Here is a 26,969-nt window from a genome sequence, read left to right on the forward strand (position 1 = left end):
GTGTATGAGTGCAAAGTATAAACAAATTGCAGATGTGTTAGAGCAAAACATTCGAGATGGGCTTTTTAATGAAACGAAAAAACTACCTACAGAAGAAGCGTTGATGAATCGATTTGAAGTAAGCCGTAATACGATACGTAAAGTAATTAGTCAGCTTGTGAATAGAGGTTATATTTTTCAAGTGCAAGGTAGTGGCATGTTTTTACGCGAAACTTCTGTAACAGATTACATTAATTTAGGAAGTTTACGTGGATTAACGAAAAATCTTGTTTCACAAAATATTGAAACGAAAGTGTTAGAGCTGGAAGTAATAGATGCGGACGAAGAGATAGCAAAGCGGATGCAATGCGAAGCTGGAACTAGGTTGTATTTTTTGAAGCGCTTAAGAATTGTAGATGCTAAACCATTCTCTATTGAAGTAAGTTATTTCAAAAAGGATATTATTCCATATTTGAACGAAGAAATAGCATTAAGCTCTGTATACAGTTATTTCATTGAAGATTTACGATTAAATATTGGTTTTGCTGATAAAGTTATTAGTTGTGAAAAAGTAAATAAAGAAAATGCACAGCTTTTAGAATTAAATGAAGGTGATCCGGCGCTTCTTATTGAAAATACAGTGTATCTTGTAAATGGAACAATTTTTGAGTTATCTCAGTCGATGTTTCATTATGAAAAGGCGAAACTTTTAAATCGAATTAATTTTAAATGAAAAATTATCGTGTGAAAAAAGCAACTGGTCCTAAGTGATCAGTTGCTTTTTATTTTTTAAGTGGATGAGCAAAAAAACACGAAAGTGGTTGGTCCGCTTTTTGCAAACATCTATTATGATAAGAGAAGAAAGGTAGTATGTTATCAACGTTTTAAAGAGGAAGGTTTTTATGTAAGTTCTTTAATTAAAATAGATGGGTCTTAGAGAGGTGAAAAGACAATGAGTTTTGCAATTTCACTAGTCGTTATTATTGTAATTGTATCGCTATTTGGGACTGTACTAGTTGCAAGAAACGTGGAGGAGAATTACGGTAAGTCTACAAAAAGAAATGTGAAAAACTTATCTGCAATCTATATTCTTCTTCTTTTTGTTCTACTGGCCGGGGTAACATGGTACGCGGTAATGATTTAATAGTTTGTAAAAGAACTGAAATGAGAGTATGAAGTTGGAATTTCAGAAGCTATTGAGTAATCAGAAAGAGAACCATTTTGGATATATCCATTTACGGATAAGAAAATGTGACTAATTAATACTATTTTTACGGTGAATACTGTTAGTAAAAAATGAGGATAGTTCGTTTTGAAAGGAGGAAACTAGATGGAATGGAAACCAAATCGTGCAGATAAGACACCTGTATATAAACAAATTGCTGATTATATTGAAAGAGGCATTTCTTCAGGTGAATTTCCTTCTGATAGTAAGTTACCTTCTGAGCGTATATTGGCAAAGGAATTACAGGTGAACCGGAGTACAATAGTAGCTGCGTATGAAGAATTAAAATCACTTGGAGTAGTAGAACGGCAAAAGGGAAGCGGAACACGGGTTAATACAGACATATGGGGTGTCTCACATAAACGAATACCGAACTGGGGTAGGTACGTGGAGGATGGATCGTTCTTACCTAACGTACCACTCGTTCAACAAATTCGAACGGAAACACAAAAAGATGATTTAATTAATTTAGCGAGTGGTGAACTGTCACCAGAATTAATTCCGAGTGATAGATTTCGAACAATTTTGGCGGAGAAAACATTTATGGAAAATCTCGGCTATGACCATCCACTTGGAAATGAGATGTTGAGAAAAACAATTGCAGCACATGTTCAGCAATATAAACAAATTGAAGCAGATTCAAGCTCTATTCTTATTACGTCTGGAGCACAACAGGCGCTTAATCTTATCGTTCAATGTTTATTAAAACCTGGCGATGCGATTGCGATTGAAGATCCTTCATATTGTTTTTCACTTCCAATGTTTAAATCGGCCGGTTTAAACATATTTCATTTACCTGTTGATGAGCATGGAATGAATCCAGATGACTTAATCGATTTGCACAAAAAGCATCGTATTCGTATGGTCTTTTTGAATCCAGATTATCAAAATCCAACAGGTACTGTGCTTTCATTAGCGAGACGTAAAAAGATTTTAGAACTGTCTTCTGAGTTCGGTATACCAATTGTAGAAGATGATCCGTATAGTTTAATTTCTTTTAATGGAGAAGTGAACCCGACATTAAAATCAATGGACCAAAATGGAAATGTTCTTTATATAAGTTCATTATCAAAAATTGTTGCATCAGGATTACGTATTGGATGGATAATTGGTCCTACACGCGTAATTGAGCGTTTAGCAGATGCAAAGCAACAAGTTGATTTTGGCCATAGTGTATTTACGCAGTGGGTAGCAAATCAATTTTTAGAATCAAAGGATTTTCATACACATATTACGATACTTCGTGGACAATTGAAGCAAAGAAGAGATGAATTAATTGCAGAGCTTGAAGGAACATTGGGAGACCGAGTTGAATGTTTCGTGCCAGAGGGTGGAATACATGTATGGTGTAAAGTGAAAGGAAAGTTTGATGAATATCACTTATTAGGTGAATCTATACGGAATGGTGTCGCATTTGTTCCGGGCAGTGTTTTAGGTTCGAAAAATGAATATATACGATTTACGTTTGGTAGAGCGAATATAGAACAAATTCAACTTGGAATTAAACGGTTTGCCGACACGCTAAATGAAATTTCATAATATGGATGTGTGATAGTGAAATGAGGGAAAGAAATGAAGTACGTGATGCTTTTACTTCAAGTAGGCGTGCTATATATATTTAGCTTAGTGGGTACGTGGATTCAGGAAATATTCCATCTATCAATACCGGGAAGTTTAATAGGGATGTTAATGCTGTTCCTGCTCCTTTCCACTCGCATTTTACCGTTAAAATGGTTTGAGTTAGGTGCGGAAAAGTTAATCGTATTTTTACCGTTATTTTTAATCCCTTCGACAACAGGGCTGATGGAATACGAGTCTTTTCTTTTAAGTAAGGGGAGTATTATATTCCTTTTAGTAGTTGCAAGTACTGTAGTAACTTTGATTGTTTCAGGGTATATAAGTCAATTATTAATAACAACAAAAAAATAAAATCGACAAGGTGCACGATTCAAATGGTCTTAATTATTATTACTGTAGCAATTTATTTCTTGGCGACAAAGCTATATAAAAAATTTACGTTTGCATTTACGTTACCGGTGTTAACAGTTACGGCAATTATGATTTGTTTATTTTTGATTTTTGATATTTCTCATCATGAGTATAGGGAAAATGGAGGAGACATTCTTTCAAGCTTATTGAGCCCTGCAATTGTAGCATTAGCCATACCTCTATTTAAAGAGCGAAAGATACTTATGAAAAATTTTTTATCGATACTTATTGGAGTAGTGATAGGTATAGTGGCTGTAACGAGTATGAATGTAGTGATTGGCGGAATTTTAAATATAGATAAGGAACTTATATTAACTACTTTACCACAGTTAGCAACGATGCCTATTGCCCTATCATTAGCGGATCAAATTGGTGGTATTCCATCTATGACTTCTAGTTTTGTAGTTGTTGCAGGAATAACAGGTGCTATTATCGGACCAACAGTACTTAAGCTTTTCAGTATAACAAGTACGATTGGAAAAGGAGTTGGAATGGGCTGTGCATCACATATTATCGGTGTGAGCCGTTTAGTGAAGGAAGGCGAGAAAGAAGCGACTATCGGTTCGGTAACGATGATTGTAACTGGAATACTCATTAGTATACTAATACCGTATGGAACGAAATTTATTTTTTAAATGTAATGGAGATGATAACAATGACAACATGGTTTATAGTTACATTATTTGTTTTTGGAGCTATTAAAGTATTAGTTTCTAGCATGCCCACTTCTGTTGTAGAATCAATTATTAGTAAATTTGAATTGCATCAAAAGCTTGAGGCGGAAAATACTTCTATATCGATAGATGGAAAAAATATAGAGGGAGAAATGAAACTACAAGTTATTCATGAATTTAATGAGGCTTTGTTTTTAGATAAACATTATTTCCCGCCGCACGGAGAAGGGACACCAATAGTCATTGATACGAAGAAAGGGAATAAAGAGATTAGGTTTTCTCTATATAGCTATGAGGAACATGTTGATGTCATTAAGCAATATAAGAAGAAAGTCGTTGCCTATCGTTTACGCTCTAAAAGCCTTCAAACACTGGCACCATTAGCAATAATGGAAGAGTATGCTTAAGAAGGGACCTATAATGGTCTCTTTATTTTTTTATCCAATTATATACGTTCCAAATAAAAGAATAAAAAATCATATAACCAAATAAAGAATATGTATGGTTCCAATTCGCACTATGTACAAATAAACCTAAACTTTCAGCAATCTGTTCAAAAAGGCTAGCGCAAATACCGATCGAAATAATAAATAGAATTCTAGAAACTTTAGATAATTTTTTTGAAATGTGTATAAAGATAACTGTTAAAATCGGCAGTATGAACAATGTAAAAGCTATATTAACTGAAAATGTGGATGAGAAGGGTCTAGCTGGAAAGGAATATATTTGTTTATGAACAAAAAAAGCATCTAAACAAGTTCCAATAATAGAAGAGAGAAAGATTGTAACTACTAATGCTAGAAACTCATTCTTCTTCTCGGAGGAGGACATTTTTCTTTGCGAGAATTGCGAGTTCAATTTTTTCGAGTGTTTTGCAGTAGTCTTCTGTAATTTGTCCATTTATATTTTCCTCCTTATCAACTAAGTAATTTACAACTTGCCAATCGGTAAACCAATCTTCACTGTCAACTTCTTCATGCTTCATATCTCGCCATGCATAGATGAGTGAAGGACTGTATATACGATAAGCGCCACTTCGCAACTGGCATTTCTTTATTCGGCGCTTATAAAACTCACGGGAAAAAGATTCATTTACACTTGAAAATAAATGGGGCCAGTAATCTTTCCTTGATCCTGTATGCGGATGATGTTGGGCCCAGCTTATTATTTGAGATAAAACATGTGTATCTCGAAATAATAATGAATACAATCTTTTTCCAATTAATATGCGTTCATGTAAGGAAGTGAAATGTTTCATTGTATCACCAAATAGTAATACTTTTTGTTTTTTATCATTTTCGTAGAATGGGAAAAGGATATGATTAAACTGAAAGAAATCAAAGAGTTTAAATCCAATACTATTTAGTACAGTCTTTTTAAATTGTACATTTTGAATCACTCTTTTTTCTAAGTAGTTTTGTTCATTAACAATAGTTGCAATCGCTAATGTTTTTTTGTTGCCTGTTTTCCAAAAATCGTTCCACATCGTTTCCATAAATGTAGAAACATTTAGGTGAGGGAGAAGGTGAAATAACTTTTGTGATCTCTTTACACTTTGTTCGTAAAGTAAAAATTGAGGGTATACATCTTGGAAAATAAGCCAATTCCCTCTTTCTAAAAAAGAAAAAAATATGAATTGATCTTTCTCTGATAAAATTCTCGTATATAAATCGCCCTTTAAATCAGTCATATTCCAACCGCCGTTACGTGATACCATATGCCCAAGCAGTGCCCAATGTATTTCTGGATATTGAATGTAAAATTGGTAGTATGCACGTGTTCTTGTAACATTATTTTTATTTAGCTGTTCTGTTTGTATTTTTATTTTGTTGATGATGAGTTGCTCTTCTTTCGTTAATTTATACATGGTATCAGAAGGAATAAGTTTGCTTTTTTGTTTCAATTCATTTTTTACATCGAATAGGGAGAGAGGCAGTGCTTTGGAAGGTCCGTTATATGTATGATATGAATTGTTTCGGTCCATTCCGTTACCTCCCTTTTTCATAAATTTAAACATGATTATTGGCTATGAATCATTCTATTTATTTTATTACGAGTATAAGAAATAAATGAGCGGTGTTTTTTACAAGGAATTTATTTATCATGCAAACAGTATAAAAAATCTTACTGTTGTGAGGTGAAATGAAAAACAGAAACTAAGTTTAATAGTTTCTGTTTTTTTATTTTGTCAATTAAATGTAACAAACGACGATTATGATTTGAATCAATTGAAAATAATTCAATAAATATTATTTAAATTGAGATGTTTCGTAGGAGGAAAAGGAATGTTAAATAAAATAATTTTAATTACTGGTGGTACAGGTTCGTGGGGGCATGAACTTATAAAACAACTATTAGAAAAATCACCGAAAGAAATTAGAGTTTTTTCAAGAAATGAAACGGTCCAGTTTGAAATGCAGCAACAGTTTATAAATGATGATAGGCTAAAATTTATTATTGGAGATATTCGTGATAAAGATCAACTAGTCTATGCATGCCAAGGTGTACATTATGTATTCCATCTTGCAGCTTTAAAACACGTTCCAGTATGTGAGTATTATCCTTATGAAGCTATAAAAACTAACATACATGGTACGCAAAATGTAATTGAAGCCTCTACACAGACGCAAGTTGAAAAAGTTATATATGTTTCAACGGATAAAGCAGCTGATCCATCAAATACGTATGGGATGACAAAAGCAATTGGTGAAAAATTAATGGTTCATGCGAATATACAAACGAAGAAAACAAAATTCATTTGTGTTCGTGGTGGAAATGTTTTAGGAACGAGTGGAAGTGTAGTACCGCTTTTTAAACAACAAATTAAAAGATCTTCACAAGTAGGGATTACCGATGCGAATATGACTAGATTTTTCTTAACAGTTGAAGATGCTGTTGGATTGTTATTTAAAGCAGTATATCAAGGTAGAGGCGGGGAAATCTTTGTTATGAAAATGCCGGCATGTAAAATAACAGATTTAGCAGAAATATTAATTGAAGATTCAAAAAAAGAAAACATTAAGGTGAAAGAGGTAGGGATAAGACCGGGTGAAAAATTAAGTGAAATGCTTCTATCTGAGGTAGAGAGTAAAACAAGTATAAGCTTTGATCAAAATTATTTTGTGGTACTACCGACGATTCCTATCGAAGGACTTCAAGAATATTATTCTAGCTATCCGCTAGTGGATGTGAAGAGTTTTAGTTCTCAACAAGACTTGCTTGCAAAACATGAGGTGAAACAAATGCTATTAAAAGGAGGGTTTTTGCGATGAAAAAAAATGCGAGCCTTTTAATAACTGGTGCAAATGGTTTCACAGGACGCCATGCTTGCCAATATTTTTTAGAGCAGGGCTTTCATGTAATTCCTATGTTTCAAAATCGTGCACATAGAGAAAAAATTAGAAATGGTATTACTTGTAATTTAACTAATAAGAGCGAAGTAATGAAGGTAATGAAACAAATAAAGCCAGACTACGTATTGCATTTAGCAGGAAGGAATTCGGTTATAGAATCTTGGACAGCTGCTCTTGAGTATATAGAGATTAATGTAATAGGAACGTTATATTTATTAGAAGCAATTAAGCAAGAAGCCTCGCATTGTAGAACATTAGTTATAGGATCTGCTTTGCAAGCAGATAGTATGAACGAAATAAAAATTTCAAATCCATATAGTTTAAGTAAAACGATGCAAGTCATTATTGCAGAGGCTTGGGGAGGATTAATGGATTCAAATATTATCATTGCAAAGCCCTCAAACTTAATTGGTCCAGGGGAATCGAATGGCATTTGTTCGATTCTCGCAAAGAAAATGATAGATATAGAATCAGGTAGAAGTAAAGCCATTATTGAAGTAAACAGTTTGAAAGATAGTAGAGATTTTCTAGATGTACGTGATGCGATTAAAGCGTATCATGTGTTATTACGAGATGGAATAAATGGAAAACAATATAATATCGGATCAGGAGTAAAACGATCTTTATTAAATGTACTAGAACAATATAAAGAATTAACACAGCTAAATTTTTTTATAGAGGAAACAGAGAAAAATGGGAGCGACTCAAATGAGAGTTTAGCAATAGAGGAGATAAAAAAGTTAGGTTGGATCCCAGAAATTGAATTTCATCAATCATTAAAAGATGTACTTGAGTATGCGAAGTGTAGTGACATCTGCATGCAATGAAAAACAAAAAAGGGTGTAAGAAATATATGAATGATTATGAAATAATAGATAATCAAAATACGCTATTTCTTTCAATTGTTGATACGTTGGATTGGAGAGATGAAGAAGCGCATGTATTGCGTCTTTATGAGGCAATACATAAATATCAAGCGTATGTAGAAGAAAAAAGGGTTAATCAAATAAAGTCAGCATTAGAGACGGAAACTAGATATGTGATTCAAATCTTTGCTCAATACGAGTGTAGTGAGTATGGAAATGATTTTTATGAACTCATTAAAGATCTTTTACAAGATATAGAGGTGGAGTTAAAGATTTATATAAAAAATAATAAGTTTATTTACATTTAAAAGGTAAAGAGATAGCTAGATTTTTAATAATAAAGGTGGGTATAAGTTATGAGCAAAACGATTCTTTTTACTGGGGGCGGTACAGCCGGACACGTTATGATTAATATTGTATTAATTCCTAAATTTATAGAGAAAGGCTGGAGAGTCGAGTATATTGGATCAAAAAATGGAATTGAAAAATCATTAGTGCAAAATGTTAAATACAATAGTGTTTCAACGGGCAAGCTTAGGAGATATTGGGATTGGGAAAATTTTAAAGATCCTTTTAAAATTATACGAGGGTGTTTACAAAGTTATAAATTAATTAAGAAAACAAAGCCTGACGTTATCTTTTCAGCAGGAGGATTTGTTTCAGTTCCTGTAGCTATAGGAGCATGGTTAAATCGTGTGCCTATAATTATACGTGAACCAGATAGCACATTAGGACTTGCTAATAAAATAGCATTACCTTTTGCTACAAAGCTATGCACAACATTTCCTCAGACAGGAGAAAATGTAAGTAATGAGAAGAAGGTTTATGTAGGACCAATTGTAAGGGAAGAAATTGAGAAGGGTAACGTATTACGAGGAAGAAGATATTGTGAATTTCAGCAAGATAAACCAGTATTATTAATTATGGGTGGGAGTCAAGGTGCTAAGTGGATAAATGATATGGTAAGGGAATGTTTAGATACAATACTATTAAACTTTAATATTATTCATATATGTGGTAAAGGAAAGGTAGACCCATCTATTGGCATGGAGGGGTATATGCAATTTGAATATATAGGCGACGAGTTGCCGCATATACTAAATATGGCAAGTGTTGTAGTTTCCAGAGCGGGTTCTACTGCTATTTCTGAATTGTTATTTTTGAAGAAACCGATGTTGCTTATCCCGTTAACTAACAGTTCCAGTAGGGGAGATCAAGTTTTAAATGCTGAATATTTTTCACGGCAAGGATATGCTGAAGTTATACTCCAAGACAGAGTAAGTACGAATACATTTATACATGCAGTAAATAAGTTGTATACAAATAAGGAGAAATATATTCAAAACATGAATGGATATAAGAAAACAAATGATGAGGGAATTCATCAAATAATAGATATAATAAATGAAGTGGTGAAGTAATAGAAATGTAAATAGAAAAACAAAAGGAAAGAAGGTATCTTCTTTCCTTTTTACTATATTTGTTCAAATTCATTATTATTTATTCTAATTAGTTATGTACTATCGGTGAATGCCGTTTTCTAATAGCTCAGTAAATGCATGAATATGAATAGGTTTACTGTAATAATAACCTTGAATAAACTGACATTTATTTTTTTGAAGGAAATTTACGTGCTCTTTTGTTTCTACACCTTCAGCAATGACAGACATTCCTAATGTATTTGCTAATGTGATGATCGTTTTAATAATTTCCATTCCATCATCACATGTTTCAGACATTGTAATAAATTCTCTCGGGATTTTTAACGTATCAATTGGATATAAAGGTAAGTAGGCTAGCGAAGAATAACCTGTACCAAAGTCGTCGATTGAGATGTGAATCCCTAAACTTTTTAGTGTACGCAGTTTTATCAATGTTTCTCGCTCATCCATCATTGCAATTCGCTCTGTTAATTCAAGATCAAGAGAGCTTGCTGGTAAACCTGTATTTGTTAAAGTAGAAGAAATAGATTTTACAAAATCCTCTTGTTCAAATTCTTTAGCAGATAAATTTACACCTATTTTTAAATGTGAATATCCGAGTGCGTGCCAACGTTTCATTTGCTTACAAGCCTGCTCTAATGTCCATTTTCCTATTGAAATAATTTGTAGTGTTTCTTCTGCAATCGGAATAAACTCGTATGGAGAAATAATACCTAATTCAGGATGATTCCACCTAATTAAAGCTTCTGCACCGATAATTTTATTAGATTCACTATCAACTTGAGGTTGATACAAAAGGAACAATTCTTCATTTTGTAGTGCGTTTGGTAAATCTTTTTCTAATCGTAATCGTCTTTCAATTTTTTTAGCGATTACATCGTCATAAATAGAGACAGAATTAAGCTCTTTTGCTTTTGCATCATACATTGCAACATTAGCGTTTTTCAGAAGTGTAGCGGTATCGATTCCGGAATGTGGATAAATAGCGATACCGATACTCAGTGATAAAGTTAATTTATGCTCATGTATGATAAATGATTTTTTCATGCATTCAAATAATTGGTTACATAATTGGAATAAGTAATCTTCGTCAGTATAGTTTTCAATTATGATTGTAAATTCATCGCCACCGATTCTTGAAAGATGAGTATGTGATGGAAGACATGATTGGAATCGCTTTGCTACTTCTTCTAATATGTAATCTCCTGACGAATGTCCAAGTGTATCGTTAATTGCTTTAAAGCGATCTAAATCTAAATATAATAATGCAAACTCGTTTTCTGTTATTTTAGCATTTTTTATAACTCTCTTTAATTTCTTATGGAAAAAGGCACGGTTCCCAATTTTCGTTACAGTGTCATGGAATGCTAAATATTTTATTTCTTCTTGCTGTTTTTTTAGTGCAGTAATATCTTTCACCATAATATAGCTTCCTGAAATTTGTCCGTCTATTATAATAGGAATGATTGTAACGTATAAAAAATAAGTAAAGCCATCTTTATATTGAGAACTAAGTTGTAAGAATGCCGATTCTTGTTGTTTCACTTTTTCTAATGCCAATGCTAGCTTATGCTTATCTTCATCTAAAATGATCGAAAAACAAGTTTCGCCTAGTAACTCATCCGTTGGTGCCCCAAGTAGTACACTCCCAGCCTTATTTACATTTAAGAATGTTCCATTTAAATCAATGGTGAAAATAGGGTCAGGATGATATTCATATAATGATTTAAACTTTTGTTGTTTTTGAGAAAGAGCCTCTGATTTATGAACTAAATCAGACGTCCGTACAGTAACTTTTTCTTCTAGTTGGGCATTAAATGCCTGTAAACGTTTTGTTAAGGAATTGTTTTGCATACGTACGATAGAATGCCGAATGAGTACGAAAATAAAAGTAATACAATTCCCTGTAATGAGAGTTGAAGATGATGTTTGTTCTTTTAATGTAAACCCGATTAGTATTGCAACAGCAAGATAGGGAAATACAACTAAAGCTTTTTTTCCTATTATAGGGTTTACAATGAAATAATTTTTATGGCTATTATGATCTTCTGAAATAGAGCCAGCTATTGCAATAAGTAATATAGGTATTCTATATAAAAGACGTAATAATGTTATCGTTTCTGTTGATAAGTGGTTATTTAAGTAAAAATAAATATAGTTAAAAGTTGCAGAACTTATTAATACAAAAATAAATATATAAATTTTCCGTTTGGAATTAAAAATTGTTGGACGGAAAAAGAGACTAACACCTAGCAGTAGAAATAATAAATCTGCAATTGGATATAAAAATGAAAGGAAAACATCTCCTAGTGAAAGAGCGAATATATTTAAATTTGGTTGATTAAATAAATACCATTCTAATGTAAATATGGAAGTAAGCACTATGCATATATCACAAATAAAGAACGCTTTTTCCCATTTATTGCATTCCTTTAAGATTTTATAGGAGAAAGCGATAAGACAGAAAAGTAGAAAAACCATGTAAAATACATCAGAAATAGTAAAACGATGTATTGGAATTTCGAAGAAGCTATCTTGATATGTATATACTATTTTCCCTAATAAAAAACTACCAATTGCTATTGTAATACATATCCAAAACGGATTTGAACTGACTTTTTTAGAATATATAGAGTAAATCAGTGATACAAATGTAATGGCTTCAACGACAAGTGAAGCGAAGCGTACATCTGAATTTGAAAAATGAGTAGGGAACAGATAGAAAAACATAAAATAGATTGAATAGCATATTAATGTTCCGATTAATATACATAATTGTAAATTTTTATTTAATTTCAATGAAATCACCTTCTTTAATTATGCACTATGTTCGTTATATCTATACATAATAATATTATTTAAGAATTGTATCAGATTTCCTTATAAAAATCATGTTTATAAGGAAAGTGTTAAAGAGTATAAGTATTCTCAAAGTTGAAAAAATATTGCGGTGGATAGTATAGACGGTATCAAGACTTTAAATAGAAATTGTATATTTAGTCATCCTTTGAATTGTAAAGTTTTTTTAGTGATTTGTAAGTGGAGATGCAAAATTGCATATAAAATGATGGGGATTTTTATTTTTAGTCTGAAAATTAATATTTGTAGAAATGTTAGGAAAAGATATAAAATAAGAACGTGTATTCTTACAGAGTGGAATAGTATTGCCACTAAATAGGGAGGTTTTTTTATGATATATCGAATTAAAGATGCAGAAATATACTATGAAATTGTGGGGGAGGGTAAACCGGTCATTATCATACATGGCTGCGCTCCTGACCATAGGTTAATGATGAAATGTATGGAATCAGTATTTCAGAAATATGAAGGTTATAAGCGAATATATATTGATTTACCTGGAATGGGAAAATCGAATGCTCCAAATTGGATAAATAGTTCAGATCGTATAGTAGATGTGCTTATCACATTTATTGAGGAAATCATTTGTACTGAAAAATTTTTATTGGTAGGAGAATCATATGGAGGCTATTTAGCCAAAGGTATACTTGCAAAGATGTTTGAGAGAGTTAGCGGATTACTATTAGTATGTCCTGTTGTTGTAGCGGAGCCAGAAAAAAGGATTCTTCCAGGTAAACAGATAATTGTACAAGATGAGGAATTTTTAAATACGCTCACTTCCACAGAAAGAGAGGAGTTTTGTGAGTTAGCTGTAATAGCAAATGAATATACATATACGCGATTTAAAGAAGAAATTAAGCCTGGGTTAGATGTTGCTAATTATGAATTTATTGAAAGGTTGCAAAAGAATTACTCTCTTACTATGGATTTTCAGCATGAAAAATATGGAAATCCCGTTCTTTTACTGACTGGAAGACAAGATATATCAGTAGGTTATCAAAATATTATAGAAATTATTGAAGAATATCCAAGGGCAACATTAGCAGTGTTAGATATGGCAGGGCATAATTTACAAATTGAGCAGCCTGAATTATTTGAGAGTTTAGTAGGAGAATGGATTAGACGAACAAATCAGCACAGTTTATAAAGTATTTTAGTATTACCCCTAAGTGTTGAAATGGGATAAATGAACGTGATTTATTAACTTATCTCGCTATTTGCCGGGCAGCCCGATTAGTGAGGGCTGATTAAAGTTTCACTTTATAAAAAATTTTAAGGAGAAATTATGAGCACATATATTTATATGGTTAGACATGGTGAATCACCAAAACTAGAAGGAAATGAAAGAATGCGTGGATTAACTGAGAGGGGACATATGGATGCCCGTGGAGTAACTGACATATTAAAAGCGGAGAGGATTGATACTTTTATTTCCAGTCCTTATAATCGGGCTATGCTAACGATAGAGGAGTCAGCTAATTTCCATGAAAAAGAAATAGTAGTATATGAAAATCTTAAAGAGTGTATGTTTTCAAGTGAGGATCAGGTTATATCAGACAAAGAGGTGTATCCACTTGTACAGAAGATGTTCTCTAATCCGGACTTTGCACGAACGGAAGGAGAGTCATATGCAGATTGCCAGAGAAGAGTAGTGAAAGTATTAAAAGAAATCTTAATGGATTTTCGAGGATGCAAAATTGTAATTGGTACACATGGGCTTGTCATGACATTAATGATGAACTATTTTGATAAACAATATGGTTTTGAATTTTTAATGAATACGTCAAAACCGGATATATATAAGATGGAGTTTAAAGAAGAACAATTAATGAATGTAAAGAGATTATGGAAAGCGGAATAAAATTAGTTGCATGGATTTTGTTGTAAAAGTTACTTTTATAGCAAAGTCTTTTTTTGAATAGAAAGCATCTTTATCAACTATTTTTAGAATGTTAAATCAATAAGTAATTATTCAGTATTTGAATAAATTATTGGGAAATTGGTTTAGGGAAACAATTTTAAATGTGTCAAAACTCCAAACGTTGGATTTATATTCAATAGGAGAAAAAGATGTAGAATTTTGTCTTACAGTCCCCGTTTACTTTTCATTTCATTACATATAGGCTTTGTGGTGTAAGGGAGGACATTACCTTTACGCAAAATCTATAAGGAGGTCATTGTAATGAAACAGATTAAAAAGTTTGCGGGAGTTGCTTTAGCGGGGACGATTGGATTAAGTGGACTACTGTTTTTAGAACCAAGTGTAAGCGTTGCGGAAGCACAGCAAGTGAAAGTGGAAAATTTCAATACAATTGATGTATCGATGAATCTAAATGAATTGTATGTATTAAGTGGCAGAAGCATTGATATTCTTTCTGGAGATAAAGAAGCAATTCAGTTAAATAAATACACAATTAGTTTTAATAAACCTGGGAAGTATGTGATTAAAGTAAATGGCTGTATTCATGATGATGTATATACTTTTATTGTGAATGAGTAGTATATATTCTTAAATTGCGAGATAAAAACAGAAACACCCTATTTGCGATGAGAGTCGTAAATAGGGTGAATTTATTTGTATTAAGCTGTACTTTAAATATGCTCACTAATTTTCTTTTTGCCATGTAAAGTATGTAAAAGTGTTTGAAACATCTTAAATGATTGCTGAAAGATTGGACTTTGAATAAAGGTGTACAGAAAAGTTACGATGAAAACAGGACCTCCTAGCATAAATCCAATAACTAGTACAATACATTCTACTATGATTCTAGCACGGCTAATAGAAAGTCCTGTTTTGTCTGAAATAGTAAGCATGAATCCATCACGGGGTCCAGCGCCAATCCCAGCCGCAACGTACATACCTCCCCCGATACCTGTAATGGCAATACCAGAAAATAAAATGAGTAAGTTTATCCATAAATAATTACTAGCGTCTGGAAGCATGTTTGATTGTAAGAAAAAGTCCATAATGGGACCGATAAGTAGTGCATTCAAAAATGTCCCCACATTTATATATTTTCGATCTACTAGTAAAGATATTAGAACGAGACATAACCCACATATGACACTCCACGTACCGATGGTCCATCCAAACTTTTGGTAGAGAGCCATATTTAAAACTTCCCAAGGGTGCAAGCCGAGAAATTTAACTTTGACTGCAAGAGCGTTTCCAAGGCCAAAGAAAATTAATCCTAAGAAAAAAAGAAAATAGCGAAAGAGAGTTAGCCTCATCTTTACAACCTCCCATATTTTATAATTATGTATGTTACCTGTTACGGTTTTAATGTACAAATATTATGTCTTTTTATCATTCGTTTAAAAATGTTAACAATGTAAATGAAATATACATCTTCACAGTCAAAAAAGTTAAAATATTTCGTTTTAAGGATTATAATGGAGAGAGAAACATAAAAGGGAGTGAATGAACTTGAAGCAAGAACTTATTGAAAGATTTACGAGATATGTAAAAATTGATACGCAATCGAATGAAGAAAGCCATACAGTACCAACAACACCAGGACAAATTGAGTTTGGTAAGTTATTAGTGGAAGAGCTAAAAGAGATTGGGTTAACAGAAGTAACGATGGATGATAATGGCTATGTAATGGCAACACTTCCAGCTAATACGGACAAGGATGTTCCTGTAATCGGATTTTTAGCTCATTTAGATACGGCAACAGACTTTACGGGGAAAAACGTCAAACCACAAATTCATGAAAATTTTGATGGTAATGCAATTACGTTAAATGAAGAGCTAAATGTTGTGTTAACACCAGAGCAGTTCCCAGAATTACCATCATATAAAGGACATACGATTATTACAACTGATGGTACAACACTGCTAGGAGCAGATGATAAAGCTGGTCTTACCGAAATTATGGTTGCAATGAACCATTTAATACATAATCCGCAAATTAAGCACGGGAAAATAAGAGTAGCATTTACACCGGATGAAGAAATTGGTCGTGGGCCAGCGCATTTTGATGTAGAAGCGTTTGGTGCATCATTCGCTTATACGATGGATGGAGGTCCATTAGGTGGTTTAGAGTATGAAAGTTTTAATGCTGCAGGTGCTAAGTTAACGTTTAACGGAACGAATACACATCCTGGAACAGCGAAAAATAAAATGCGCAATGCAACTAAACTGGCTATGGAGTTTAACGGGCATTTACCAGTAGAAGAGGCACCAGAGTATACTGAAGGATACGAAGGGTTCTATCATTTACTCTCTTTAAATGGTGATGTTGAGCAAAGTAAAGCGTATTATATTGTTCGAGACTTTGATCGTGAAAATTTTGAAACACGTAAAAATACCATTGAAAATATTGTGAAACAAATGCAAGAGAAGTATGGGAAAGATGCAGTCGTTTTAGAAATGAATGATCAATACTATAACATGCTTGAAAAAATTGAACCGGTAAGAGAAATTGTTGATATTGCATATGAAGCAATGAAAAGTTTAGACATTGAACCAAATATTCATCCGATTCGCGGAGGCACAGATGGATCACAATTATCATATATGGGATTACCGACGCCGAATATTTTCACTGGTGGTGAAAACTATCACGGTAAATTTGAGTATGTTTCGGTAGATACTATGGAAAAAGCCGTTCAAGTTATTGTGGAAATTGCAAGACGTTTTGAGGAGCAAGCGTAAAAAAGAACCAAGTAGTACAAATGTGCTACTTGGTTCTTTTAATATAGTACTCGCCATAAATAAAAAGTCGCATAAGACTCCCAATTAGCCCAGTTTGCCGCGAAATCTTTTATTTCATTTTTATTCGGTTTATTTTCGGAACCTGTTATAAATTTAATTGCATTATGGAGACCGACATCATCAATTGGAAAAGCTGAAGGAAATCTTAAACAACGCATTAAAACATAGTTGGCAGTCCAGGGGCCTATACCATGGATGGCGGTTAATTGTTTCTCAGCAACCTTTACATCTTGTGTTTGCAGTAAATCCTCTTTTGATAGTTTTCTCTCTGTAATAAGCTTCGCAATACCGATTAAATATTCACATTTTCTAGTCGTCATTTTTAATTGTTGGAGATCTTCTACATGTAGATTTGCAATTGTTTCAGGTGATGGGAATATCCAATGTTTTCTACCGTCCCATTCTACATAACTTCCAAATTTCTCAACTAATCTTCTTTTTAGCGTATAAGCATATGTTAGGTTAATTTGTTGACCGATAATTCCCCAGGAAAGTGCCTCAAATAAGTCTGGAATGCCTAAAGTACGAAGGCCATAATATTGTTCAATTGGTCCTTGAAGGAGTAAATCATGTTTAGCTAATGTATAAAATGGGGCTAAATCAGTAGTTAAATCAAACCATTCTTTTACATAGTTAACTACAGCTTCACGTATCGATTTTTCAGATGTATATGATTCTTCTAAACAACGTATTTGAATATTTCCATCTGTATTCACACTAATTTCAACTAAAGGATTTACATCTTGAACAGGGATAACTTTATAAATTTTGTTATCTTCAATATGGAACATACATTCATTGTTCGAACGTGATAGATAACGTAAATTTTCTTGGAAACAAAATTCTTTTGGAACTGCTATAGATAATGCGCTATTATATTCTGTTGTCATATGAATTCCACCTGCACCTTTTCTAATGTAAGCAATTTTTTCTTCATTTCTAATCCGCCCCTAAATCCGGTTAGTTTCCCATTCTTCCCAATAACGCGGTGACAAGGAATTGTAATAAGAAGAGGGTTAGCAGCAATAGCAGAAGCAACGGCGCGCACAGCTTTAGGTTTTTGAATTCTTTCAGCAATTTCTGTATAAGAATATGTCTTTCCATAAGGAATTTCACGTACCGTATTCCAAACAGATAATTGAAAATTAGTTCCATAAGCATCGATAGGAAATGTGAAAGTTTCTCGCTTGTTTTCTAAATACTCGATAACTTCTTGCGTATATATTTGCAAGTAATCTGGACTATGGATCAATATATGGTGGGGCAGTTTTTTTCTAGCCCATATATTTAATTCTTCAAAGTTTTCTTCTTGTGATCCGATGAAGCATAGTCCATTTTCAGTTGCAGCAATATGAAATCGCCAATTTTTATGTGTAAGTAGCGTCCAATATATATAATTATTTTTGTCGGAATTCATTATCGTATCCCTCTTTCATTTCGTTCTTTTTTCGATATTCAGTAGGAGTAAATCCGGTTTTCTTTTTAAATAAAGTTGCGAAATACTCTGGGTTTTCTATCCCGACAGCAGTACTAATTTCTTTAATTGATTGATTTGTGTGTAAAAGGTATTCGGTTGCTTTAAGAACCCTGAATTGTTGTATATATTCTATAGGAGTTATCCCTATTATTCTTTTGAAAGTACGCTGTAAATGAAAAGGGCTACCGTGACACATTTCCGCAAGCATGTCGAGAGTTAAGGGTTCATCATAATGCTTTTCGATATAGTCTTTAATTTGTTCTATCCACTCTTCATTAGGTAAAGTGATCCCGTTTGGCTTACAACGTTTGCACGGGCGAAAGTTTTCACTTAATGCTTGTTCTGCATGATGAAAAATTCGTACATTGTTTCTATTCGGTATTCTTGATTTGCATGATGGCCTGCAAAAGATTCCAGTTGATTTCACAGCATAAAAGAATTTGCTATCATAGGAAGAATCATTATGAATAATTGCTTGCCAATACTCATTTGTTAATATAACTCCTTCATTGTGCAAAGAACATCACCTCAGAAATTAGTATAACCTGAATAAAGTCCGTATGTATGTATTCATAAATGTAAGAGCAAGATTACAAAGGTGAAAATATGATTGTTTTTCTATTTTGTGATAGCATGAAATTTGGAAATAAACATCAAGAGGAGGGCTAAAAGTGAAGTTAATTTCATGGAATGTAAATGGTTTGCGAGCAGTTATCGCGAAAGGTGGATTTTTGGAATATCTTGAGGAATCAAGTGCTGATATATTTTGTCTACAAGAGATTAAATTACAAGAAGGGCAAATTGATTTAAATCTAGAGGGATATTATACATACTGGAACTATGCTGTGAAAAAAGGATATTCAGGAACTGCTATTTTTTCGAAAAAAGAACCGCTTTCAGTTACATATGGTTTAGGCATTGAAGAGCATGACCAAGAAGGGCGACTTATTACTTTAGAATTCGAAGATTTTTACATGATAACGTTATATACACCAAATTCAAAACGTGGATTAGAACGATTAGATTACAGAATGAAATGGGAAGATGATTTCAGGTCCTATATCAAACGATTAGATGAGAAAAAACCAGTAATTTTTTGTGGAGACTTAAATGTTGCTCATAAAGAAATCGATTTAAAAAATCCAAAAAGTAATCGTAAAAACCCTGGATTCTCTGATGAGGAACGAGAGAAATTCACATGTATTTTAGAAGAAGGATTTGTTGATACGTATCGTTATCTTTATCCTAATCAAGAAGGTGCATATTCGTGGTGGTCGTATCGTATGGGCGCGAGAGCGAAAAATATCGGATGGCGTTTAGATTATTTTGTTGTTTCGGAAAGAATGAAAGACCAAATAACAGAAGCGAAAATTAATAGTGAAGTAATGGGATCTGACCATTGTCCAGTTGAATTACATATAAATTTCTAAAAAAAGAAGTATCCATCTAACATTAGGCGGATACTTCTTTTTTAATTCAGTTTGTTAAAATTTTTCAAATCTTTCTTGAAATAATTGCATATTAAATATATACTTAGTAACGATAATCATTATCAATGAAAAATATTATCAATGGATGAGGTATAAAAGAATTATAGCTTAGGGGAAGTGAACGAGAATGAGTTCTGGATAGAATTATTAATCTAATGAAATATATATGTAAGACAAGTTTCATATAGTTAAATTTTATTGAGAATATAGTTTGGAAAATTCGAGAGGAGATATATAAAGATGAATAAGAAGTTATTTACATTAGGGATGGTTACAGTTTTAAGTGTAGGTTTAGCGGCATGTAATAGTGCGGATAAAACTTCAGGCGAGCAAAAACAACAGACAAAAGCTACGGAAACGAAAAAAGATGAAAAACGTAAAATTACATATTTAGGTAAGGAATATACAGTGCCAGCAAAAGTAGATAAAATTGCGACAGCTAGTTTAGAGTCAATGGAAGATGCGGCAGTACTTGGAATTAAACCAGTTGGTGCCATTACTGTTGGTGGTAAATTACCGAAGTATCTTGAGAAAGATTTAGAAGGTGCGAAATCTGTTGGTGAGAAAATGGAACCAAATTTCGAAACATTACTTCAATTAAAACCAGACGTTATTACATCAAGTACGAAATTCCCAGCAGAAACAGCTGAAAAGTTTACGAAAGTAGCTCCTACATTCCCGGTATCACACGTTTCAACAAATTGGGAAGATAACTTAAAGTTAATGGGAGAATTAACTGGTAAAAAAGATAAAGCAGAAAAAATTATTAAAGACTACAATTCGGACGCTGAAAAAGCAAAAGCAAAACTAGGAGATAAGTTAAAAGATAAAAAAGTACTTGTCATTAGACTAAGAGCAAATGACTTATTCCTATACCCAGAAGGAGTATACTTTAACCCTGTAATTTATAAAGATCTTGGACTAACTGCTCCAGAACAACTCAAAACGGTAAAAGCACAAGAAAAAATTTCTTTAGAAAAATTAGCTGAAGTTAATCCTGATTATATTTTCTTGCAATACGAAGCAAGTGAAAATAATAAACCGAAAGTGCTAGAAGATATTGAAAATAATCCAATTTGGCAAAGTATGAACGCTGCGAAAGAAAAGAAAGTATTTGTAAATGTTGTAGACCCAATGGCACAAGGTGGTACAGCTTGGAGTAAAACAGCATTCTTAAAAGAAGCAGTGAAAAATTTATCTAAATAATACAATAAGTAAGGTGCGTTGAATGATATGCAGAAAACAAATGCAGTACCAGTAACTATATTATGTATAGCACCCATACTCATCTTATTTACAGTTATACTTTCGATTTTGTATGGGGCAAAAAGTATTGACGCTGAAACAGTGTGGAACGCATTATTTCATTTTGATTCAAGCGATGTAAATCATAATATTATTATTACTTCACGTTTACCAAGGGTAGTTGCAGCTCTTTTAGTCGGAGCATTTCTAGCCATATCAGGAGCACTTATGCAGGGGATGACAAGAAACTATCTTGCATCCCCTTCTATTATGGGTGTGACGGATGGCGCTGCCTTTGTTATTACACTTAGCATGATTTTTCTTCCGGGAATGTCATCAATTGGTATGGTTTTATGTTCAATGATTGGTTCTGCACTAGGAGCCGGTATCGTGTTTGGTTTTGGTTCGCTCCTTCAAAATGGCTTATCACCAGTTAGGTTAGCGATTATAGGAACAGTTATTGGAACATTTTTAAGTAGTGTATCGGCTGCAATGGCTTCGTATTTCCAAATTTCTCAAAATGTTAGTTTTTGGTTTAATGCAAAGTTAGATCAAGTAGATCCTAATATCATTAAAATCACGATACCGTTTGGGATAATTGGAATAATTTTAGCACTGTTAATATCAAAATCTATTACCATTCTTTCATTAGGCGAAGAGGTTTCTATTAATTTAGGGCAACGTACAAAACTAGTTAAAGCGATGGCAATTTTATCGGTAATTTTCTTAACAGGAACAGCAGTTGCTTTAGTGGGGAAAGTTGGTTTTGTAGGTTTAATTATTCCGCACATTACCCGCTTTATAATTGGGGTAGATTATAAGTGGATTTTGCCATGTGCAGGTGTTATTGGTGGCGTTTTCTTAGCGTTATGTGACGTTTTGAGTAGATTTGTAAACTATCCATTTGAAACACCTATTGGAGTCGTTACCTCTTTAATTGGAATTCCTTTCTTCCTTTATTTAATCCGTACTAGAGGAGGAGAGCGACATGCCTAAAGGTTCAAGTCAACGTTTCGGAATGACGATGGGGATTATTATATTTTTAATACTATGTGCTATTTATATTAGTTTAACAAATGGTACGTTCGATATTACGATTACAGATGTATTTAAAACACTGTTTAGAATTGATCCAGTACCAGAACATGATTTAGTTATTTTTGAGTTTCGCCTTCCGCGCATCGTAATTGCTGGATTAGTAGGATTAGGCCTTGGTGTTGCGGGTGCCGTTATTCAAGGGATTACGAGAAATGGGTTGGCGGACCCAGGTATTTTAGGCGTAAATGCCGGAGCAGGAACAGCGATTGTCATTTTTATGTTTTTCTTTCAAGGGCAATTAAAAAGCACAGACTGGGTTTCTATTATGATGATGCCAATGTTTGGTTTAGTAGGCGGATTAGGTGCAGCTATCATCATTTATCTGTTTTCTTGGAAAAACAGTAAATTAGATTCGCAGCGACTTTTATTAACAGGGATTGCAATTGGATCAGGATTTGGAGCCTTTTCTATGTACTTATCACTCAAAATGAAGTCAACTGATTTTGAAATGGCCGCAGTGTGGGTGTCTGGAAGCATATATAGTGCGAACTGGAAGTATATTGTGGCTATGTTACCATGGCTTATTATCTTAATTCCGTTTATACAAAAGAAAGCTTATTTATTAGATTTATTTCAATTGGAAGAAACGAGTATTACAAGTTTAGGTGTTTCAGTAGAAAGAGAGAAATCGATTTTACTATTAAGTAGTATCGGGCTTGTGAGCGCATGTGTTGCTGTTTCAGGGAGTATCGGTTTTATTGGCTTAATGGCACCGCATATAGCGAAAAGGCTTGTCGGTATTCAACATAAGTATATAATTCCTACGTGCGGCGTAATCGGAATGTTTCTTGTAATTGCTTCAGACTTTATTGCGAAAACAGTTTTTACACCTGTAGAGCTACCAGTTGGAATCGTTATTTCTATTGTCGGTGTACCGTATTTCTTATATTTACTTTATAAGGCGAAAGCGTAAGAGGAGGAATAAAAGTGAGTATTTTAAGTGCAAAAAATTTAGAAACAAGTTATGAAAAGCTTACAGTGTTTCGCGATTTAAATGTGGAAATACAAGAAGGAAAAGTAACGACAATTATAGGTCCAAACGGTTGCGGTAAATCGACATTGTTAAAAACAATGGGAAGAATTTTAAAACAAAAAAGCGGTAAAGTATATTTGCAAGGACAGGATTTACATACAATTCCAACGAAAGAAATTGCGAAGCAGTTAGCTTTACTCCCGCAAACTCCAATTGCACCAGGTGAGCTTAAAGTGGAAGAATTAATTTCTTATGGACGCTATCCACATCGAAATAACGTAAATAAGTTAACAACAAAAGATAAAGAAATGATTGATTGGGCATTAGATATAACGAAAACTTCTGAATTTCGAACGAGACAAATTGCAAATTTATCAGGTGGTCAAAGACAAAAGGTATGGCTAGCGATGGCATTAGCACAAGAGACAGAAGTGTTGCTATTAGATGAGCCAACTACATACCTTGATATGTCTCATCAATTAGATGTATTACAAATTGTGGAGAAGTTAAATAAAGAACATAATTGTACGGTTGTTATGGTATTACATGATATTAACCATGCAGCAAGGTTTTCAGATGAAATTATTGCAATGAAGGAAGGAGAAATTGTTACAACTGGTAGCCCAGAAGAAATCATTACAAATGAAGTGTTAAAAGAAGTATTTCATATTGATGCACGTGTCATGATTGATCCGTATAACGGGGCTCCTGTTTGTTTCGGTTATGATAGCGTTGTATCTCAAGAAGAAAAAATTGAAATATATGTAACAAGTTAAAAGGGGGGGATAGGGTGAATACTACAATTGAAAAACAGCAGATTATAACATCTAATACAGAGCAGTGGAAAATGTATTCAAAATTAGAAGGTAAGGAATATCAAATTCATATTTCAAAGCCGAGGCAACCAGCACCGGATTCAGGATATCCTGTCATTTACGTATTAGATGGCAATGCCTTTTTTCAAACATTTCATGAAGCAGTTAAAATACAATCAGTAAGAGCGGAAAAAACTGGTGTTTCACCAGCTGTTATAGTTGGAGTGGGTTATCCGATTGAAGGCGCATTTTCAGGGGAAGAAAGGTGCTATGATTTTACGCCTAGCGTAATTTCAAAAGATGCCCCTTTAAAACCAGACGGTAAACCGTGGCCTAAAACAGGAGGAGCACATAATTTCTTTACTTTTATTGAAGAAGAACTGAAACCACAAATTGAAAAGAATTTTGAGATTGATAAAAGTAAGCAAACGTTATTTGGGCATTCTTTAGGTGGCCTATTCGCTTTGCATATACTATTTACAAACTTGAATGCTTTTCAAAATTATTTTATTAGTAGTCCATCTATATGGTGGAATAATAAATCCGTTCTTGAAAAAGAAGAGAACCTTATAATTGAATTAAACAATGCTAAGTTTGAAACAGGAGTGTTCCTTACAGTTGGATCACTTGAACGAGAGCATATGGTTGTAGGTGCAAATGAATTATCAGAGCGCCTTCTCCAAGTAAACCACGATAAACTTAAATTTAAGTTTTATGAAGCTGAAGGGGAGAATCATGCATCTGTTGTGCCGACGTCTTTAAGTAAAGGATTGAGGTTTATTAGTTACGTATAGGAAAAAAGGTAAGCAATTGCTTACCTTTTTTCCTTATTGTTTAAAGGCAATGTATCCATCAATTAAAAAACTAGTGAAAAAGCGAGTCATTTGAGTAAAGTCACATTCCTTCATGATAGTTAATAAATTAGCTTCGGAAATAGGGAATATTTCTGTTTCAAAAGAATTTTCAAATCGGTCCCAATCTTCTAATGGAATTTGATTTTGCATCATATGGTTGCGCCAAGCATGTAATTGTGTAGAAAACATACTCGTATGGGGCACACCATTTATTGAAGAGAGAAAGAATGGCGCACCAGGCTTTAGGCGACTACTGATGTCATTAATAAGTTCTTTTTTCTCCTTATTAGTTGGAATGAAGTGCAGGACAAGCATACAGGTGGCAGCGTCAAATAACTGATTTGGTAATAATGTGTGGATAGTTCCATGTACAAGATGAACATGATTTTGTATGCCTTCGTTGTTAATTCTTTTTTTAGCTAACTGTAGCATGCTTTCAGATGGATCGACACCTGTAAAATATAAATTACTATTTTGTTTGCCTATTGAGAGAATTTCTTGTCCGCCACCAGCACCTATAACTAGCAAATTGGGATTGATATTTTCTTTAGGGAGTGTAGTAAACAAGAAATGATTCATCATTTCATATAAGTGGTAGTAGCCTGGGATTTTACATGGAATTCTTTGTTCATATGAATTTACGGTAGTATCATTCCAATTCATTTTAAACCTCCTAAGTATGTGTTTTATAGGTTTATTATGAAATGAAATTATGAAGGGGAACAATCCCGTAAATCTGGGGGGAAGAGGATGCATGAAAAAACAATGAAAGAAATTACAATGGTGGCGAATCATATAAGTTCTATAAGGTCATTTCAAGATTCATTTCTCCACTTGATACGTAAAGTCATTGAATTTGACGCCGCTTGTTTTACAACTATAGACCCGATTTCTTTTTTATCTACTGGGGCATTTACCGATGAGAGTGTTGAAAAGATTCATCCACAATTGTTTATGAATGAATTTTTAGAAGATGATTTTAATAAATTTAAATGTTTAACAGAACACTCTCCTCATGTTGCTTCTCTAAGTATGGCGACAAATGGTGAACAAAAGAAAAGTTCGAGATACCGAAATATTTTAAAACCAGCAAATTTTGGAGATGAATTAAGGGGCGTTTGTATGAGTAAGGGAAAATGTTATGGCCATCTTAGTTTATTTCGAGGAAGTACAAGTCCCGCGTTTCATATCGATGATTGTAAGTACTTAGCAACGATAGTCCCAATTGCTGGAGAGGCTTTAAAGAAGGCAGTTCCTATACCTTTTTCAGAAGAGAAGGTGATAGGCACAGGCACGATTATAGTAAGTGAGGAATTTAATGTATTATATTGGAATCAAGATGGCAGCGAGTGGCTTTCAAATCTTAGAAAGTATGAACAGTTAAATATAAAAGAAATACCAAGACCAATACGTGCAGTTTGTTCAAAAGTAAAGGCTAACGAGTATAATGTAGGGTGTATGAATAGAGAAGAAAAAGTTTGTCTACCTTTAGCCTATGGCCATTTTTTAATCATTCGGGCTAGTAAGTTAGAACATACAAGTAGTTTTCAAGATGGTTATATTGTTCTATTCGAAAGAGCAAGACCGGAAGAGATTTTTCCACTTATTATGGAAACTTATAGTTTTACAATGCGTGAGAAGCAAGTAATACGTAAAATTCTTACAGGTATGTCGACAAAGGAATTAGCCCAAGAATTTTGTATATCTATATACACGGTACAAGATCATTTAAAATCCATTTTTGAAAAGACTGGGGTAAGTAGCAGAAATGAACTTGTGTGGGAAGTATTTTCGAAGTTTTGCTTTGATGCCACTGAATGAAAATAAAACAAGTCTACAAAGATCACATGAAGTATGGTGGATGAGTTGTAGAATTGAGCTTAAAAAGGTTATGGATGAGACATTCCATA

Annotated in this window: 29 protein-coding genes; 21 read left to right on the forward strand and 8 right to left on the reverse strand. The window is 33.4% G+C overall.

From position 1 onward, the window contains the following. Positions 1-4: 4 nt before the first annotated feature. From MRP26_RS08070 to MRP26_RS08095, 6 genes are all read left to right on the forward strand, one after another. Positions 5-712, forward strand: coding sequence for a GntR family transcriptional regulator (locus MRP26_RS08070; protein WP_001274912.1), 708 nt, complete (start codon positions 5-7; stop codon positions 710-712). A 219-nt stretch (positions 713-931) separates the two neighbouring features. After that, entirely contained in the window at positions 932-1,123 is a 192-nt protein-coding gene (locus MRP26_RS08075) for a hypothetical protein (RefSeq protein WP_000006458.1), read from the forward strand. Between the two features lie 186 nt (positions 1,124-1,309). Continuing rightward, positions 1,310-2,743: a MocR-like pyridoxine biosynthesis transcription factor PdxR gene (gene pdxR, locus MRP26_RS08080; RefSeq protein ID WP_000454956.1), complete on the forward strand. Its 1,434-nt coding sequence runs from the start codon at positions 1,310-1,312 to the stop codon at positions 2,741-2,743. Positions 2,744-2,776: 33 nt separating this feature from the next. Continuing rightward, on the forward strand, positions 2,777-3,133 hold the full coding sequence (locus MRP26_RS08085) for a CidA/LrgA family holin-like protein (RefSeq protein WP_197242670.1): 357 nt from the start codon (positions 2,777-2,779) through the stop codon (positions 3,131-3,133). Between the two features lie 23 nt (positions 3,134-3,156). Continuing rightward, entirely contained in the window at positions 3,157-3,828 is a 672-nt protein-coding gene (locus MRP26_RS08090) for an LrgB family protein (RefSeq protein ID WP_242806097.1), read from the forward strand. A gap of 20 nt (positions 3,829-3,848) precedes the next feature. Further along, complete coding sequence (locus MRP26_RS08095) at positions 3,849-4,274, forward strand: YfmQ family protein (protein ID WP_000214633.1); 426 nt, start codon at positions 3,849-3,851, stop codon at positions 4,272-4,274. Positions 4,275-4,296: 22 nt separating this feature from the next. On the opposite strand, the gene MRP26_RS08100 is transcribed toward MRP26_RS08095, so the two are convergent. After that, entirely contained in the window at positions 4,297-4,698 is a 402-nt protein-coding gene (locus MRP26_RS08100) for a CBO0543 family protein (RefSeq protein WP_141534597.1), read from the reverse strand. Next, entirely contained in the window at positions 4,673-5,851 is a 1,179-nt protein-coding gene (locus tag MRP26_RS08105; protein WP_000375774.1) for a DUF2515 domain-containing protein, read from the reverse strand. Before MRP26_RS08105 ends, MRP26_RS08100 begins: the two co-directional genes overlap by 26 nt. 301 nt (positions 5,852-6,152) lie before the next feature. Here MRP26_RS08105 and MRP26_RS08110 point away from each other — a divergent pair, with 301 nt between their 5' ends. From MRP26_RS08110 to MRP26_RS08125, 4 genes are read left to right on the forward strand one after another with little or no spacing between them, the layout of a single operon-like run. Continuing rightward, entirely contained in the window at positions 6,153-7,139 is a 987-nt protein-coding gene (locus MRP26_RS08110; protein ID WP_000932612.1) for a UDP-N-acetylglucosamine 4,6-dehydratase family protein, read from the forward strand. After that, on the forward strand, positions 7,136-8,047 hold the full coding sequence (locus tag MRP26_RS08115; protein WP_182811024.1) for an SDR family oxidoreductase: 912 nt from the start codon (positions 7,136-7,138) through the stop codon (positions 8,045-8,047). The genes MRP26_RS08110 and MRP26_RS08115 overlap by 4 nt, the downstream gene beginning before the upstream one ends. Continuing rightward, positions 8,044-8,394: a DUF6572 domain-containing protein gene (locus MRP26_RS08120; protein WP_002094117.1), complete on the forward strand. Its 351-nt coding sequence runs from the start codon at positions 8,044-8,046 to the stop codon at positions 8,392-8,394. The genes MRP26_RS08115 and MRP26_RS08120 overlap by 4 nt, the downstream gene beginning before the upstream one ends. A 48-nt stretch (positions 8,395-8,442) precedes the next feature. Continuing rightward, positions 8,443-9,507 (forward strand): undecaprenyldiphospho-muramoylpentapeptide beta-N-acetylglucosaminyltransferase, encoded by a 1,065-nt coding sequence (locus MRP26_RS08125; RefSeq protein WP_053563777.1) that lies wholly within the window; start codon positions 8,443-8,445, stop codon positions 9,505-9,507. Between the two features lie 99 nt (positions 9,508-9,606). On the opposite strand, the gene MRP26_RS08130 is transcribed toward MRP26_RS08125, so the two are convergent. Continuing rightward, entirely contained in the window at positions 9,607-12,327 is a 2,721-nt protein-coding gene (locus tag MRP26_RS08130) for a sensor domain-containing protein (RefSeq protein ID WP_242806098.1), read from the reverse strand. A gap of 391 nt (positions 12,328-12,718) precedes the next feature. On the opposite strand from MRP26_RS08130, the gene MRP26_RS08135 reads away from it, so the two are divergent. From MRP26_RS08135 to MRP26_RS08145, 3 genes are all read left to right on the forward strand, one after another. Further along, positions 12,719-13,534 (forward strand): alpha/beta fold hydrolase, encoded by an 816-nt coding sequence (locus tag MRP26_RS08135; RefSeq protein ID WP_197242667.1) that lies wholly within the window; start codon positions 12,719-12,721, stop codon positions 13,532-13,534. 138 nt (positions 13,535-13,672) lie between these two features. Then, positions 13,673-14,248: a histidine phosphatase family protein gene (locus MRP26_RS08140; RefSeq protein ID WP_053563780.1), complete on the forward strand. Its 576-nt coding sequence runs from the start codon at positions 13,673-13,675 to the stop codon at positions 14,246-14,248. Positions 14,249-14,569: 321 nt separating this feature from the next. Then, positions 14,570-14,887 carry a hypothetical protein gene (locus tag MRP26_RS08145; RefSeq protein ID WP_053563781.1) on the forward strand — a complete coding sequence of 106 codons (318 nt, stop codon included), beginning with the start codon at positions 14,570-14,572 and terminating at the stop codon, positions 14,885-14,887. A gap of 92 nt (positions 14,888-14,979) precedes the next feature. Here the strand turns inward: MRP26_RS08145 and MRP26_RS08150 are convergent, their stop codons facing one another. Further along, entirely contained in the window at positions 14,980-15,618 is a 639-nt protein-coding gene (locus MRP26_RS08150) for a YczE/YyaS/YitT family protein (RefSeq protein WP_001241256.1), read from the reverse strand. 196 nt (positions 15,619-15,814) lie between these two features. Here MRP26_RS08150 and pepT point away from each other — a divergent pair, with 196 nt between their 5' ends. Continuing rightward, positions 15,815-17,047 carry a peptidase T gene (gene pepT / locus MRP26_RS08155; RefSeq protein WP_053565479.1) on the forward strand — a complete coding sequence of 411 codons (1,233 nt, stop codon included), beginning with the start codon at positions 15,815-15,817 and terminating at the stop codon, positions 17,045-17,047. A 38-nt stretch (positions 17,048-17,085) separates the two neighbouring features. Here pepT and MRP26_RS08160 read toward each other — a convergent pair whose 3' ends face one another. From MRP26_RS08160 to MRP26_RS08170, 3 genes are read right to left on the reverse strand one after another with little or no spacing between them, the layout of a single operon-like run. Further along, positions 17,086-17,997 (reverse strand): DNA-3-methyladenine glycosylase 2, encoded by a 912-nt coding sequence (locus tag MRP26_RS08160; RefSeq protein ID WP_197242665.1) that lies wholly within the window; start codon positions 17,995-17,997, stop codon positions 17,086-17,088. Further along, the gene (locus tag MRP26_RS08165; protein WP_098138537.1) at positions 17,994-18,524 is read right to left on the reverse strand and encodes a methylated-DNA--[protein]-cysteine S-methyltransferase; all 531 of its coding nucleotides are present in this window, start codon (positions 18,522-18,524) and stop codon (positions 17,994-17,996) included. Before MRP26_RS08165 ends, MRP26_RS08160 begins: the two co-directional genes overlap by 4 nt. Further along, the gene (locus tag MRP26_RS08170; RefSeq protein WP_075718835.1) at positions 18,505-19,101 is read right to left on the reverse strand and encodes a bifunctional transcriptional activator/DNA repair enzyme AdaA; all 597 of its coding nucleotides are present in this window, start codon (positions 19,099-19,101) and stop codon (positions 18,505-18,507) included. Before MRP26_RS08170 ends, MRP26_RS08165 begins: the two co-directional genes overlap by 20 nt. A gap of 154 nt (positions 19,102-19,255) precedes the next feature. On the opposite strand from MRP26_RS08170, the gene MRP26_RS08175 reads away from it, so the two are divergent. From MRP26_RS08175 to MRP26_RS08200, 6 genes are all read left to right on the forward strand, one after another. After that, entirely contained in the window at positions 19,256-20,014 is a 759-nt protein-coding gene (locus MRP26_RS08175; protein ID WP_000767622.1) for an exodeoxyribonuclease III, read from the forward strand. Positions 20,015-20,314: 300 nt separating this feature from the next. Beyond that, a complete protein-coding gene (locus MRP26_RS08180; RefSeq protein ID WP_001035498.1) occupies positions 20,315-21,280 on the forward strand; it encodes an iron-hydroxamate ABC transporter substrate-binding protein in 966 nt (321 codons plus the stop codon). Positions 21,281-21,307: 27 nt separating this feature from the next. Beyond that, complete coding sequence (locus tag MRP26_RS08185) at positions 21,308-22,315, forward strand: FecCD family ABC transporter permease (protein ID WP_001173064.1); 1,008 nt, start codon at positions 21,308-21,310, stop codon at positions 22,313-22,315. Then, positions 22,308-23,330: a FecCD family ABC transporter permease gene (locus MRP26_RS08190; protein ID WP_197242664.1), complete on the forward strand. Its 1,023-nt coding sequence runs from the start codon at positions 22,308-22,310 to the stop codon at positions 23,328-23,330. The genes MRP26_RS08185 and MRP26_RS08190 overlap by 8 nt, the downstream gene beginning before the upstream one ends. A 14-nt stretch (positions 23,331-23,344) precedes the next feature. Next, the gene (locus MRP26_RS08195) at positions 23,345-24,166 is read left to right on the forward strand and encodes an ABC transporter ATP-binding protein (RefSeq protein WP_000025764.1); all 822 of its coding nucleotides are present in this window, start codon (positions 23,345-23,347) and stop codon (positions 24,164-24,166) included. A 14-nt stretch (positions 24,167-24,180) separates the two neighbouring features. Next, positions 24,181-24,999: an alpha/beta hydrolase gene (locus MRP26_RS08200; RefSeq protein ID WP_088025045.1), complete on the forward strand. Its 819-nt coding sequence runs from the start codon at positions 24,181-24,183 to the stop codon at positions 24,997-24,999. Between the two features lie 33 nt (positions 25,000-25,032). On the opposite strand, the gene MRP26_RS08205 is transcribed toward MRP26_RS08200, so the two are convergent. Beyond that, positions 25,033-25,722, reverse strand: coding sequence for a class I SAM-dependent methyltransferase (locus tag MRP26_RS08205; protein WP_001104345.1), 690 nt, complete (start codon positions 25,720-25,722; stop codon positions 25,033-25,035). Between the two features lie 87 nt (positions 25,723-25,809). Here MRP26_RS08205 and MRP26_RS08210 point away from each other — a divergent pair, with 87 nt between their 5' ends. Next, the gene (locus MRP26_RS08210; protein WP_098138529.1) at positions 25,810-26,880 is read left to right on the forward strand and encodes a helix-turn-helix transcriptional regulator; all 1,071 of its coding nucleotides are present in this window, start codon (positions 25,810-25,812) and stop codon (positions 26,878-26,880) included. The last annotated feature ends 89 nt before the right edge of the window (positions 26,881-26,969 follow it).

Source organism: Bacillus sp. CCB-MMP212, assembly GCF_022748145.1.
Taxonomy (GTDB): Bacteria; Bacillota; Bacilli; order Bacillales; family Bacillaceae_G; genus Bacillus_A; species Bacillus_A cereus.

Coding starts and splice junctions, on each gene's coding strand:
- MRP26_RS08105 (WP_000375774.1), bottom strand. CDS start 5,851: ATGGACCGAAACAATTCATATCATACATATAACGGACCTTCCAAAGCA.
- MRP26_RS08140 (WP_053563780.1), top strand. CDS start 13,673: ATGAGCACATATATTTATATGGTTAGACATGGTGAATCACCAAAACTA.
- MRP26_RS08205 (WP_001104345.1), bottom strand. CDS start 25,722: ATGAATTGGAATGATACTACCGTAAATTCATATGAACAAAGAATTCCA.
- MRP26_RS08075 (WP_000006458.1), top strand. CDS start 932: ATGAGTTTTGCAATTTCACTAGTCGTTATTATTGTAATTGTATCGCTA.
- MRP26_RS08070 (WP_001274912.1), top strand. CDS start 5: ATGAGTGCAAAGTATAAACAAATTGCAGATGTGTTAGAGCAAAACATT.
- MRP26_RS08120 (WP_002094117.1), top strand. CDS start 8,044: ATGAAAAACAAAAAAGGGTGTAAGAAATATATGAATGATTATGAAATA.
- MRP26_RS08165 (WP_098138537.1), bottom strand. CDS start 18,524: ATGAATTCCGACAAAAATAATTATATATATTGGACGCTACTTACACAT.
- MRP26_RS08125 (WP_053563777.1), top strand. CDS start 8,443: ATGAGCAAAACGATTCTTTTTACTGGGGGCGGTACAGCCGGACACGTT.
- pdxR (WP_000454956.1), top strand. CDS start 1,310: ATGGAATGGAAACCAAATCGTGCAGATAAGACACCTGTATATAAACAA.
- MRP26_RS08145 (WP_053563781.1), top strand. CDS start 14,570: ATGAAACAGATTAAAAAGTTTGCGGGAGTTGCTTTAGCGGGGACGATT.
- MRP26_RS08185 (WP_001173064.1), top strand. CDS start 21,308: ATGCAGAAAACAAATGCAGTACCAGTAACTATATTATGTATAGCACCC.
- MRP26_RS08150 (WP_001241256.1), bottom strand. CDS start 15,618: ATGAGGCTAACTCTCTTTCGCTATTTTCTTTTTTTCTTAGGATTAATT.
- MRP26_RS08100 (WP_141534597.1), bottom strand. CDS start 4,698: ATGTCCTCCTCCGAGAAGAAGAATGAGTTTCTAGCATTAGTAGTTACA.
- MRP26_RS08190 (WP_197242664.1), top strand. CDS start 22,308: ATGCCTAAAGGTTCAAGTCAACGTTTCGGAATGACGATGGGGATTATT.
- MRP26_RS08180 (WP_001035498.1), top strand. CDS start 20,315: ATGAATAAGAAGTTATTTACATTAGGGATGGTTACAGTTTTAAGTGTA.
- MRP26_RS08085 (WP_197242670.1), top strand. CDS start 2,777: ATGAAGTACGTGATGCTTTTACTTCAAGTAGGCGTGCTATATATATTT.
- MRP26_RS08095 (WP_000214633.1), top strand. CDS start 3,849: ATGACAACATGGTTTATAGTTACATTATTTGTTTTTGGAGCTATTAAA.
- MRP26_RS08135 (WP_197242667.1), top strand. CDS start 12,719: ATGATATATCGAATTAAAGATGCAGAAATATACTATGAAATTGTGGGG.
- MRP26_RS08160 (WP_197242665.1), bottom strand. CDS start 17,997: ATGACAACAGAATATAATAGCGCATTATCTATAGCAGTTCCAAAAGAA.
- MRP26_RS08110 (WP_000932612.1), top strand. CDS start 6,153: ATGTTAAATAAAATAATTTTAATTACTGGTGGTACAGGTTCGTGGGGG.
- MRP26_RS08090 (WP_242806097.1), top strand. CDS start 3,157: ATGGTCTTAATTATTATTACTGTAGCAATTTATTTCTTGGCGACAAAG.
- MRP26_RS08210 (WP_098138529.1), top strand. CDS start 25,810: ATGCATGAAAAAACAATGAAAGAAATTACAATGGTGGCGAATCATATA.
- MRP26_RS08115 (WP_182811024.1), top strand. CDS start 7,136: ATGAAAAAAAATGCGAGCCTTTTAATAACTGGTGCAAATGGTTTCACA.